This window comes from Pantoea sp. sgz302252, assembly GCF_047713085.1.
Taxonomy (GTDB): Bacteria; Pseudomonadota; Gammaproteobacteria; order Enterobacterales; family Enterobacteriaceae; genus Scandinavium.
Genome location: NZ_JBLFJW010000021.1, coordinates 82,122 through 94,393 on the forward strand (window position 1 = coordinate 82,122; position 12,272 = coordinate 94,393).

Annotated in this window: 9 protein-coding genes; 6 read left to right on the top strand and 3 right to left on the bottom strand. The window is 51.4% G+C overall.

Features of this window, described 5'->3' with window-relative positions:
- Window positions 1–108 precede the first annotated feature (108 nt).
- The gene (gene mtlD / locus ACLW56_RS16335) at window positions 109–1,272 is read left to right on the top strand and encodes a mannitol-1-phosphate 5-dehydrogenase (protein WP_330984800.1); all 1,164 of its coding nucleotides are present in this window, start codon (window positions 109–111) and stop codon (window positions 1,270–1,272) included.
- Complete coding sequence (gene mtlR / locus ACLW56_RS16340) at window positions 1,272–1,862, top strand: mannitol operon repressor MtlR (RefSeq protein ID WP_330984807.1); 591 nt, start codon at window positions 1,272–1,274, stop codon at window positions 1,860–1,862. The genes mtlD and mtlR overlap by 1 nt, the downstream gene beginning before the upstream one ends.
- 5 nt (window positions 1,863–1,867) lie before the next feature.
- On the opposite strand, the gene ACLW56_RS16345 is transcribed toward mtlR, so the two are convergent.
- Entirely contained in the window at window positions 1,868–2,089 is a 222-nt protein-coding gene (locus ACLW56_RS16345; RefSeq protein ID WP_330984801.1) for a hypothetical protein, read from the bottom strand.
- Window positions 2,090–2,362: 273 nt separating this feature from the next.
- On the opposite strand from ACLW56_RS16345, the gene ACLW56_RS16350 reads away from it, so the two are divergent.
- The 4 genes from ACLW56_RS16350 (at window position 2,363) to lldD (ending at window position 10,705) form a co-directional block, all read left to right on the top strand.
- Complete coding sequence (locus tag ACLW56_RS16350) at window positions 2,363–2,725, top strand: YibL family ribosome-associated protein (RefSeq protein WP_330984802.1); 363 nt, start codon at window positions 2,363–2,365, stop codon at window positions 2,723–2,725.
- Window positions 2,726–2,996: 271 nt separating this feature from the next.
- Window positions 2,997–8,558, top strand: coding sequence for a DUF3320 domain-containing protein (locus ACLW56_RS16355; protein WP_330984803.1), 5,562 nt, complete (start codon window positions 2,997–2,999; stop codon window positions 8,556–8,558).
- 187 nt (window positions 8,559–8,745) lie between these two features.
- A complete protein-coding gene (gene lldR, locus ACLW56_RS16360; protein WP_330984804.1) occupies window positions 8,746–9,504 on the top strand; it encodes a transcriptional regulator LldR in 759 nt (252 codons plus the stop codon).
- A 13-nt stretch (window positions 9,505–9,517) separates the two neighbouring features.
- Entirely contained in the window at window positions 9,518–10,705 is a 1,188-nt protein-coding gene (gene lldD, locus ACLW56_RS16365; RefSeq protein WP_330984805.1) for an FMN-dependent L-lactate dehydrogenase LldD, read from the top strand.
- Between the two features lie 87 nt (window positions 10,706–10,792).
- Here lldD and ACLW56_RS16370 read toward each other — a convergent pair whose 3' ends face one another.
- Window positions 10,793–12,166 carry an IS4 family transposase gene (locus ACLW56_RS16370; protein WP_330982379.1) on the bottom strand — a complete coding sequence of 458 codons (1,374 nt, stop codon included), beginning with the start codon at window positions 12,164–12,166 and terminating at the stop codon, window positions 10,793–10,795.
- A partial coding sequence (locus ACLW56_RS16375; protein WP_330984809.1) for a hypothetical protein occupies window positions 12,079–12,272 on the bottom strand: 194 nt, incomplete at its 5' end. The genes ACLW56_RS16375 and ACLW56_RS16370, both read right to left, overlap by 88 nt.

Consider the following 12,272-nt stretch of genomic DNA (forward strand, 5'->3'; position numbering starts at 1 on the left):
TCTGCGGCTTGAAGTATGACGGGGATACTCTCTCCCGAAAGGGAGAGGGTTCGGGTGAGGGGTAACAATTGCAGTCCCTCACCCGAGCCCTCTCGGGTAAAAACATTGATGAAGGTTAAGACTATGAAAGCATTACATTTTGGCGCAGGTAATATCGGACGTGGCTTTATCGGCAAACTGTTGGCCGATGCGGGTATCACCCTGACGTTCGCCGATGTGAATCAGGTGGTTCTGGATGCCCTGAATGCCCGTCATAGCTATCAGGTGCACGTGGTTGGCGAGAACGAGCAGGTTGAAACCGTGTCTGGCGTAAATGCCGTCAGCAGCATCGGCGATGACGTGGTGGAGCTGATTGCTCAGGTTGATCTGGTGACCACGGCCGTTGGCCCGGTTGTACTTGAACGCATTGCTCCGGCCATCGCTAAAGGCCTGGCGAAACGTAAAGCCGCTGGCAACAATACGCCGCTGAACATCATCGCTTGTGAAAACATGGTGCGTGGTACCACTCAGCTGAAAGGACACGTTGATGCAGCGCTGGCCGAAGAAGACAAAGCCTGGGTTGCTGAGCACGTGGGCTTTGTGGATTCCGCTGTTGACCGCATTGTTCCGCCTTCTGCCTCCGCCACTAACGATCCTCTGGAAGTGACGGTAGAAACCTTCAGTGAGTGGATTGTCGACAAGACCCAGTTTAAAGGCACCCTGCCAACCATTCCGGGAATGGAATTAACGGATAACCTGATGGCATTTGTGGAACGCAAGCTCTTCACCCTGAACACCGGGCATGCTATAACCGCCTACCTCGGTAAGCTGGCTGGTCTCCAGACCATTCGCGACGCGATTCTCGATGAAAACATTCGTGCCGTGGTGAAAGGCGCAATGGAAGAGAGCGGCGCGGTGCTGATTAAGCGCTACGGTTTCGATGCGCAGAAACACGCTGCCTATATCCAGAAAATCCTCGGTCGCTTTGAGAACCCGTATCTGAAAGATGACGTTGAGCGCGTTGGCCGCCAGCCGCTGCGTAAACTGAGCGCGGGTGACCGTCTGATTAAACCGCTGCTCGGCACGCTGGAATATGGCCTGCCGCAAGCAAATCTGGTGAAAGGGATTGCGGGTGCGATGCACTACCGCAGTGAAGAAGACCCACAGGCGCTGGAACTGGCCCAGCTTATCGAAGAGAAAGGCCCACAGGCCGCGTTGGCACAAGTCTCCGGGCTGGATGCCAACAGCGACGTGGTCGCGGAGGCGGTTAACGCATATCACGCGATCAAATGATGCACGACCCGGTGCTGCTCGTGGAGCAGCACCTCAACAAAAGATTGTCAGATATGCAGGCAATAATGGAAGAGACCCAGGCCTTTGAAAACCGTGTGCTTGAGCGTCTGAATGCTGGCAAAACCGTTCGAAGCTTCCTGATTACCGCCGTCGAGTTACTGACCGAGGCGGTCAACATGCTGGTGCTTCAGGTCTTCCGCAAAGACGATTACGCGGTGAAATACGCAGTGGAACCGTTGCTGGACGGCGAAGGGCCGCTGGGCGATTTGTCTGTGCGTCTGAAACTTATCTACGGCCTGGGCGTTATCAGCCGTGCAGAGTATGAAGATGCGGAACTGCTGATGGCACTGCGAGAAGAACTCAACCACGACGGCAATGAATACGCCTTTACGGACGATGAAATCCTCGGCCCTTTTGGCGAACTGCACTGCGTTGCCGCCCTGCCGCCGCAGCCGCTTTTTGAGACCAGCGATGCCGAACTCTTTGCCATGCAAAAGCAGCGCTACCAGCAGGTTGTACGCTCAACCATGGTGCTGTCACTCACTGAGCTGATTTCCCGAATCAGCTTGAAAAAAGCCTTTCAGAAGTAATCGGCTCAGTCCTGGTTTTCACTTTCCCGTTTACACACCGGTTTATACAGATCCCGATAGTATTCCAGCCGTTCACGAAAGAGCTGAGCCTTCTCCTCGGGGATATGCTCAGGAATGTGATTCAGCGGCGAAGACTTCTTCAGGTACTCCATAAACGCCTGGCTGGAAGCCATGAAATCCACCGTTTTATCGATGATCTTCGGCATGTTCTCACCCATCTTAGCCATCATCTTCCCTCCTCTTCGGTTACCTTCTTTAAGCCTGGTCCGGTCGCTTCGTTTTTGCTGAGGAAAATGTGCCTTTTTGTTCACTTAAAGCGCAAAAATGCGATCAGACAGACACTTCTAAAAAATTCTATATTTTTCATATTATTAGGCTTAATAAAATCCTATCAACGCTCGTCTTCGCCGGAACAATATCGATAATTAACTATCAGGAATAACGCTCAACGCGCATACTATGGGGTATCAAACGTCTTTTACATCACTAAGCCACAGACTATGAAAGAAGTAGAAAAGAACGAAATCAAACGCCTGAGCGACCGCCTGGACGCTATTCGTCACCTGCAGCCAGCACTCTCCCTGGTGGATGACGCAGAGAAGTATGCCGAGCTGGAAAAAGAGAAAGCGACGCTGGAAACAGAAATCGCACGCCTGCGTGAAGTGTATGGCCAGAAGCTGAGCAAAGAAGCACAGAAACTGGCTGATATGCCGTACCGCCGCGCCATCACCAAAAAAGAGCAGGCTGATATGGGCAAGCTGAAGAAAAGCGTCCGTGGCCTGGTGGTTATCCACCCAATGACCGCGCTGGGCCGTGAAATGGGCCTGAAAGAGATGACTGGCTTTTCGAAGACGGAGTTTTAATTACTAAAAATTTGCAATAGGTAATCGTCAATATTCAACTGCAACAATGTTAATAGCCCAATATATAATTCATGTAAATATATTGGGCTATTTTATGCCTGAAATCCACTCTACCTCAATGATATTTATTGTGAAATTTCATTCACAACGCCTATGATAGAGCGTAGAGTTAACGCATCTTTTCTGTATATAAAATCAATTCACACGGCATGCTTATGAGTATATATCTCATAAAGTTCATCAATTTATTATTGATCAGGCTATGGATCGTATGACAACAAATGAAACCCCTGTATTCCAGGATAGCAGTCTCTCATTAGCGCAAAAACTAGAAAAAGCCCGCTCCGAACTCCTTGACCTTAGCGCCAGGAACCGACTACTTAATATCCCGCGCTCCAAAAGTTCTCGATTTCTTGATGTTATCGATGAGCGCTCGGAACAAATTTACCGTTTGTTAGTCAGTGAAAAAAAAGCGTTTACCTTTCTGCATGGAAAAACCGGCAAGGCAGAGACTGACACCCCGGAAAACCAGGAGCAGGAAGAAGATGATTCAGTCTATCATTTCGATGAAGACAGTCTGGACATAAAATCTCAGCATCTTGATACCAGATTGCAAACCAGGTTAACCCCCAAGGGCTTGCAACAACGCCTGCTCGATCTCTATCACGATTCAAAAACCCTCGAAGAAGAGCAAGGCGTTAACCTCCTGTATCTGGCATTAGGGATGCTGAAATGGGTTGATCCTATTAACAAAGATAATATTCGCTATGCGCCCCTTATTCTTATCCCCGTAACGCTTGAGCGAGGCAATGCCGGAGAGCGGTTTAAGTTAAAAGTACGTGCCGATGAAATTATACCTAACCTCTCTCTCGAAGCTTTCCTTGAACGTATTCACCATATTACCCTCCCGGAAATGCATCTTGATGAAAACGATGAGATTAATGTAAGTGAATATATTGACACTGTGGCTCAAGCGGTTTCGTTAAAAGCAGGTTGGGAAGTGAAAACTAACGATATAACGTTAGGCCTGTTTTCCTATGCGAAGTTTCTAATGTACAGAGATCTCGATCCTGAGAATTGGCCTGACGATGAGTCGCTTATCGACAAAAAAATCATTAGTGCACTTATGGAAGATGGATTTGATGAAAAAGAGGATTTACTTGCTGAAGATTGCCCGATTGATCCACTGATCTCTCCGAAGGAGATGCTTCACATTATGGACAGTGACAGCTCGCAGACACTTGCCATTCATGATGTGCGCCAGGGTAAAAACCTGGTCATTCAGGGACCACCGGGTACCGGCAAATCTCAGACTATTGCCAATATTATTGCAACGGCCATAGCTGATGGAAAAACAGTTCTTTTTGTCGCCGAGAAAATGGCTGCACTCGACGTGGTTAAACGTCGGTTAGACCAATCTGGCGTTGGCGATGCCTGTCTTGAATTGCACAGCAATAAAGCGAATAAACGTCTGCTTCTGGAGGAATTAAAACGTGTCTGGGAGTTGGGTTCCCCCCGTGGCGAGTATCCGGACGAGTTGATTGAAAATTTAACCGAGGCCCGAGATTCGCTTAACGCGCACCCTGCCAGATTACATAAAGTGTATTCCCCCTCAGGCCTGACTCCCTTCCAGGTTATGGGGCAATTAGTTCGTCTGCGACAGCAAGGCCAGGCTCCTATTGACCTTAAACTGGAACAATTTGAGAACTGGAATAGCAGCGACCTGGCAAAGCGCTTAGCATTAGTCAAAGAACTCGTTGAAAGATTGGAGGAAATGGGCCTTCCGAGTGAACATCCGTGGTACGGCGTAGGTCTGGAGGAAATATTACCCGGTGAGGTTGACAGACTTCTCCCCCGTCTGGAAACACTGAATAATCATCTGCTTATTTTGAGTGACGATCTCAAATCGACAGCCAAAATAGTCGCCGCGACACCTGAACCTGATAGTTTATCGGATGCAGGAACGCTGCTCTCCCTCGCGAAAAAGATCCACGAGGCGCCGGCCCTGTCGCCCTTAGCCCTTGCGTCCCCAGCGTGGTCAACTTCATTGCCAGATATCAGAGCAATGATTGATTTAGGCAAAAACTACGCTGAATGCTTTGATGACATTAACAGTAAAATTCATCCGGGTCAGGCAGACACCCCCCTGCTGGCCCTTCGTGATGAGTTGAAAACGGTTCCGGATAACCTGCAGCCCTCAGCCTTTTCAAGCGCAACTCAGCTGATTGTATTGCTCCCCAAAATTCAGGCTGAGGTTGAGCGGTTGACGCAGGAGCTCGGAACGCAACCCATTTACCACTCCCTAAAAGATATCTCGCGTCTGCTGGAACTGAGTTCACGAGTCGCTGATGCGCCAGATGTAAGCCCTGAAGCTTTCATCGCCTCTGTCTGGGAGTATGGCGTTGAACAAGCGTCCGGGCTGGTTAATGACATTATCCAACTGAAAGAAATCAAAATTAAAATGGAGCCTCAGGTCGTTGAAACCGCCTGGGACATAGACGTTAGCCAGGTTCGACATAATCTGGCCGTTCATACAGGCTTGTTACGCTTTATGAACGCGGAGTGGCGGCAGTCTCGGACAGTAGTGCGCAGTCTCCTTCGCGATCCTTCTCTACCTCTGGCTCAACAACTTGAAACGCTCGAACACCTGATCAAAGCCCAGGCCTTAAGGAAAAAAATTACCGAAGCTAACGACTTTGGCGCGAATGCATTTAGCCATCACTGGCGTGGAGAAAACAGCGATTGCGACATACTTAAGGCCGTAGTTGAGTGGATGGCGACATTGAAAGATGTCGGACCAGAAGCCCGCCAACTCGCCAGTCGTCTGTCAGATCGAGACATGCTGAGGCACCTGACAAATCAGCTAAAAGAAACCACAGAGCAGGTTCAATCCGCATTAAAGATCCTGTGGAAAGCACATGGTATTTCGCCTGAGCAATGGTTCGATAATCATTTTTCCTTCAACAGAGTTCCGTTGGCATTTATCAGTATGATGAGTCACAAACTCGTCCGTATTGAGGCAACGTCCCATCAGGTCCTCCGGGATCCCGCAGAGCATCTTGATGAACGGCTCTTACTAGTTGAAGAAATCATCAGTCTTCAATACCTGAAGGCTTCCGTCGCATCGCATCAGGATTTAGCGATAACCGCGTTTGCCGAGCTCTGGCAGGGTCCTCAGTCAGACTGGCAGGCACTTGAAATCAGCTATCAATGGATCAAAGAGAATCCAGAGTTACGTTTCATCGCGGCAACCATCGACGATCGCGGGGCATTGCTCCAGCAAGCCACCACACTGTGCGAGCGCAGCAACAACCTCCAGGAGGATATCAGAACGCTGGCCAGAGACCTGGCTTCAACGATGGAGTGCTTATTCAATGTTGGGGCACAAAACTCGCCCTCTATAACGCACTTGAGGGAGAAACTATCAACCTGGATCCTCTCCTCAGAACAACTCTCTAAATGGGTTATGTGGCAACACCGTGTTGTTAAAGGATGTCAGCAAGGACTGACAGCCGTTATTGATCAACTTGCAGATGGTCGCCTGCCATTGCATCAAGGCCAATCTTCAGTGGAATACGCTTACTACGAATCTCTGCTTCGTCTCATGGTGGCAGAAGAGCCTTCTCTTGCACGTTTTGATGGTGAGCTCCACTCGCGTAAAGTCAGCTATTTTGCTGACCTCGATCGCAGGCGTATCAAAGCATCCAGCATTGAAGTTGTCAGAGCCCATCACAGACGTATTCCGTCAAAAACAGGAGCCGCAGGCCCTGTTGGTGTGCTGAGAGCTGAAATGGCGCGCAAACGAGGCCATATGCCGATAAGGCAGCTAATGTTGAAAGCAGGCCCTGCCATTCAGGCATTAAAACCCGTCATCATGATGAGCCCATTGTCTGTGGCACAGTTTCTTATCCCTGGAAAACAAAAGTTCGATCTATTGGTCATGGATGAAGCTAGTCAAATTCAACCTGTAGACGCAATTGGCGCAATTGCACGTTGCCAGCAAGTGGTTGTTGTGGGTGATGAGCGCCAACTCCCCCCCACCAGCTTTTTCTCACGTATGACAGAGGTCAGCAACGACGATGATGATTCGTCCCAGGTTGCTGATATTGAGAGTATCCTCGGTTTGTTTGTGGCAAGAGGATTACCACAGAGAATGCTACGCTGGCACTATCGTAGCCGCCATCAGTCACTGATTGCCGTTTCAAATAATCAATTCTACGAAAATAAACTGTTTATCGTACCGAGTCCTTATACGCAGGAAGCGGGCATGGGACTCCTGTTTCATCATATTCCTGAGGGTATCTTCGATTCAGGCGGCAGTAATGCCAATCTGATTGAAGCAAAACAAATAGCCGCCGCTATCCTCTTTCACGCGCAAAAAAATCCAGGCCAGTCGCTGGGTGTTGCAACCTTTTCCGTCTCGCAACGAAAAGCCATTCAGGATGAGCTCGAACTTCTCAGAAGGCTTAATCCGCAGTGTGAAGAGTTCTTCGTGAGCCATCCCAACGAACCCTTTTTCATCAAAAATCTCGAAAATATTCAGGGAGATGAGCGTGATGTCATCATGATCTCCGTGGGTTATGCGAGAAATAAGCAGGGATATCTCGCGATGCGATTCGGTCCGTTAGGGTCGCAAGGAGGTGAGAGACGTCTCAACGTTTTAATCAGCCGAGCCAAACGGCGGTGCGAGGTTTTTGCCTCAATCACAGATGAAGATATCGATCTTGAGAGGGCTAAAGGTGTCGGCGTTTTCGCCTTCAAATTATTCCTGCAATATGCCCGTACTGGCAGACTCTCCCTGGCGCACCAGTCTGGCAGACCCATGGACAGTATTTTTGAAGAACAAGTCGCCTCGGCATTGCAGAAAAAAGGATATCAGGTCCATGCGCAAGTCGGCATCGCGGGATTCTTCATTGATCTTGCTATTGCCGATCCTGAGATGCCAGGTCGGTATCTGATAGGAATAGAGTGCGACGGCAGCGCTTATCACTCCTCTCGTTCTGCCCGCGAACGCGATCGGCTTCGTCAGGCTGTTCTCGAAGATCACGGTTGGATCATTCATCGCATCTGGAGTACCGATTGGTTCCAGCGCCCTGATGAACAATTGCAGAGAGTGTTAAGTGCTATTGAGAGTGCTAAAAAAGCTTTCGCGCAACGTGTAGAGCAAGGATACGCCTCTCAGCGTGCGGTACCGGTGGAAATTGTCACTGTAGAACGTGAAGATGTTGTTGAAATTGGCCTGGATAGTGCGAAGCCAAAAGAGAATATTTCCGCAGACTACAGTGAGTCGGAACCAGTCGCGAGCTCCGGATATGAGCTTCATGAAACCCCTGTTGGCATATTGTCAGATTTGATTGAAAAAATTGTTCTTCAGGAATCACCAGTACATATCAATGAGGTAATAGTGCGGTTACGTACGGCATGGGGACTCCAGCGTGCCGGTGCGAGAATTGACTCCACGGTCAGAAATGCCGCTGCCATCGCCTGCAAAAAAGGATTGATATCCTTTGACGGTGATTTCTTACTCTATAAGGAAACTGAAATCCAAATTCGTAATCGTCAAAATGTTTCATCAGCAGGACTGCGAAAACCGGAAATGATACATCCCCGGGAAATTGCAGAAGGGGTGCTGGCCATTGTCGCCCACAATCTGGGGGCGACCGAGGATGAGATAGTCACCTCAGTCTCAAGAATGTTGGGTTTTAAAGCAACCAGCAGCACACTCAAACGCACCATTGCTGATGTCATTGGTCAATGCCTTGCAGAAGGAAAATTGCTACGCAATGATTTACTGCTCGTGGCACCAGAATCAACCGAACTGATATCAGCCTGATCAGCCGCTGGCCTTCTCTCGACACGGAGAAGGCCAGCAAAATTGGCCCTACCAATCCCTATCCATTTTGCCTTCCCCTTCACAGAACTCACATCACAGGCAATATTCACGTTGCCTGATAGCAATATATGGTTAACCATTCATCTGCATTATCCTCACATCGCCCTATTGGCAGGACCAATTTTACATGAGCACTGCTCCGCGCTGTCTGGCAGACGAGGTGGCAACCCGTGTGCGCAAGCTGATTGAAGAACAGCAACTGGAAGCCGGTATGCGGCTGCCTGCCGAGCGCCAGCTGGCTGTGCAGCTTGGCGTGTCTCGTAATTCGTTACGGGAAGCGCTGGCAAGACTGGTGAGCGAAGGGCTGCTGTTAAGCCGTCGCGGCGGCGGCACGTTTGTGCGTTGGCAGCACGAGCCCTGGTCTGAACAAAACATTGTGCAGCCGCTGAAAAGCCTGTTGGCAGATGATCCGGATTACACCTTCGATATTCTCGAAGCCCGTCACGCCATCGAAGCCAGTACCGCGTGGCATGCCGCGCTGCGAGCCACCGATGCCGATAAAGAGAAACTTCGGCTCTGCTTTGAAGCCTCACAAAGTGAAGATCCTGATCTCGCCGCACAGGGTGACGTCCGTTTTCATCTGGCTATCGCCGAAGCCTCTCACAATGTCGTTTTGCTTCAGACCATGCGCGGCTTCTTCGAGCTGCTGCAATCCTCGGTGATTAAGAGCCGTCAGCGGATGTACCTCGTGCCTCCTGTGTTTGCCGGGCTAACCGAGCAACACCAGACCGTGCTGAATGCAATTCTGGCAGGCGATGCGGAATCTGCTCGCCAGGCGATGATGGCGCATCTGGGATTCGTTCACACCACCATTAAACAGTTTGATGAAGACCGGGCCCGACAGGCTCGTATCACCCGCCTGCCCGGCGATCCTGACGAACCATAAGGGAGAACAAGCCATGATCATTTCTGCCGCCAGCGACTATCGCGCCGCCGCTCAGCGTATTCTGCCGCCGTTCCTGTTTCACTACATCGACGGCGGGGCATACAGCGAACATACCCTGCGTCGCAACGTAGAGGATTTATCACAGGTCGCGCTACGCCAGCGAGTGCTGAAAAACATGGCCGACCTCAGCCTTGAAACAAAGCTATTCAACGAAACACTGTCGATGCCGGTGGCGCTGGCTCCGGTCGGCCTGTGTGGCATGTACGCGCGTCGTGGTGAAGTGCAGGCGGCGGGGGCTGCCGATGCGAAAGGCATTCCGTTTACGCTCTCAACGGTTTCCGTGTGTCCGATTGAAGAAGTCGCACCTACCATTAAGCGCCCGATGTGGTTCCAGCTTTATGTTCTGCGTGACCGCGGCTTTATGCGCAATGCGCTGGAAAGAGCCAAAGCCGCAGGCTGTTCGACGCTGGTGTTTACCGTGGATATGCCTACGCCCGGCGCACGCTACCGTGATGCGCACTCTGGCATGAGCGGCCCGAATGCAGCATTGCGCCGCTACTGGCAGGCCGTCACGCACCCACAATGGGCATGGGATGTGGGCGTAAATGGCCGTCCGCACGATTTAGGCAATATTTCGACTTATCTGGGCAAACCGACCGGGCTGGAAGATTACATTGGCTGGCTGGCGAACAACTTTGACCCGTCTATCTCCTGGAAAGACCTGGAGTGGATCCGCGAATTCTGGGACGGCCCGATGGTCATCAAAGGCATTCTCGATCCAGAAGATGCCCGCGATGCTGTTCGCTTTGGCGCTGACGGTATCGTGGTGTCAAACCACGGTGGTCGCCAGTTGGATGGTGTGCTCTCTTCTGCTCGTGCGCTTCCCGCCATTGCTGATGCAGTAAAAGGCGATATCGCGATCCTGGCCGACAGCGGTATTCGCAATGGTCTGGACGTGGTGCGCATGCTTGCACTGGGTGCTGACAGCGTGCTGCTTGGCCGCGCTTATCTGTATGCGCTAGCAACGCATGGCGGCGCGGGCGTCACCAACTTGCTGAACCTGATCGAAAAAGAGATGAAAGTGGCGATGACGCTGACCGGCGCAAAATCTATCAGCGAGATTTCCCGTGATTCTTTGGTGCAGGAGGCGAAGCATTTGGCTTCAGCGCTGGCACCTGTTGTGCGTGGAGATGCGGCATAGTCTGTCGCTGATTTCCCCTCACCCTAACCCTCTCCCCAAAGGGGCGAGGGGATGACTTGCTCCCTCTCCCTTTCAGCTGTCTCTTGATCAGATCTCCTGATCAAGAGACTTCGCCAGTTTGTACCCCTCAACGACATCCTGAAGCCTGAACCAGCCTTCCCACATCACTACCCAGCCCGCCCGTCCTGTTCGTTTGCTGTCATACCATCGACCCATTTTCGCCAGTGCCAGATACGCCCATTTCAGGTTCGGCGCCTTCTTTGGCAGGGCTTTTCCTTCCTGTTTTACCCACAGCAGCTTCCATTCTATTGGGCTCAGCACCTGCTCGCAGGGCTCATTCAGCGTTTCCTCACTCAGCCCGCCCTGGCGCAACGCCAGTACCCTCACGGCGATAAACGCGAGGATGACCACCATCCGCTCCAGGTTATCCCGTGTCTGCATACGAAGCGATTCCACACAGGTGCCCCCGCTTTTCCATGCTTTGTGGTATTCCTCTATCAGCCAGCGGCGCTCGTAATAGCTGATGATGATGCGTGCCTGCTCCGCACTCTCCACTTTTTCTGACGTCAGCAGATGCCAGCAGGCCCCACTTTCCTCTTCCTCCCGACAGCAGATATACGTCACCGGCAACTGTTCGCCCGACCCGTCCGGTGCGGCAATATTCACCGCGCTGTAGCTGACGAACATCTGTGCCTGGCGCGCCGCTCTCCCCCCTTTCTGAACCACATTCAGCGTATGACTTCCCGCCTGCGTCAGCCTTTCAGGCAGGTCGAACAGTTTGCCTGCGCCATCCTCCAGTCGCCGGTTTTGCGCGGCCCGGACCACGAAGCGCTGCCCCTGGCTGGTTTTGTAATTCAGGTACTGCCAGATGTCCGCTTCACGGTCACACACAGAGATAACATTTGACTGAATATCGCCCAGGCGCTGCGCCATCAACTGAGATGACAACTGCCATTTAAAGCTCTCTTTTTCTTCATAAGGCCGCTCTTTTCGTTGATGTTTTTTGCCATAGGTGGCGGTCTCCCTGCTCCAACGTTGCTGGTCGATAAGGCCCACCATCCGGGCGCCGTCCGGGGCGTAGAGCAGTACCGAATGGGCAAGCAGGCCGCGTGTTTTCGGGCTGGTGGTGGTGTTGCCCAGTTCATCGCAGGCGCTGGAATGGCTGAAGTTGATGGTCGTTGTATCTTCCAGTGCGAGGAGAAGCGGATGCTCCCGGGCGGCTTTGGCCGTGGCAATAAATCCTGCCTCAGCGATAGCGTCAGGAAAGACGCAGGGGTTACGCAACAGGCGGTAAGCGCCTTCAACTTCGGCGGGAGACAGGGATGATTTCACGATAGAAAGTCCGGGGTGTTGAGTGAGTGAGGCGGCTACAGTCACGAGACGGCGGGTACGCCGCGGGTCACCCAGTTGCGCAAGCCCGAAAGTGTGTTTAGCCCATGAAAAACAATCAGAAAGCACCATACTAAAAACCCGAAAAGAGAGATATCAGAAGAGATCAACAGACGGGAAAATAGTTCAAAAAAATCCCCGACAAATTCGTCAGGGATTTGTGTATAAGAGACAGCCC

Coding starts and splice junctions, on each gene's coding strand:
- mtlD (WP_330984800.1), top strand. CDS start 109: ATGAAGGTTAAGACTATGAAAGCATTACATTTTGGCGCAGGTAATATC.
- mtlR (WP_330984807.1), top strand. CDS start 1,272: ATGCACGACCCGGTGCTGCTCGTGGAGCAGCACCTCAACAAAAGATTG.
- ACLW56_RS16345 (WP_330984801.1), bottom strand. CDS start 2,089: ATGGCTAAGATGGGTGAGAACATGCCGAAGATCATCGATAAAACGGTG.
- ACLW56_RS16350 (WP_330984802.1), top strand. CDS start 2,363: ATGAAAGAAGTAGAAAAGAACGAAATCAAACGCCTGAGCGACCGCCTG.
- ACLW56_RS16355 (WP_330984803.1), top strand. CDS start 2,997: ATGACAACAAATGAAACCCCTGTATTCCAGGATAGCAGTCTCTCATTA.
- lldR (WP_330984804.1), top strand. CDS start 8,746: ATGAGCACTGCTCCGCGCTGTCTGGCAGACGAGGTGGCAACCCGTGTG.
- lldD (WP_330984805.1), top strand. CDS start 9,518: ATGATCATTTCTGCCGCCAGCGACTATCGCGCCGCCGCTCAGCGTATT.
- ACLW56_RS16370 (WP_330982379.1), bottom strand. CDS start 12,166: ATGGTGCTTTCTGATTGTTTTTCATGGGCTAAACACACTTTCGGGCTT.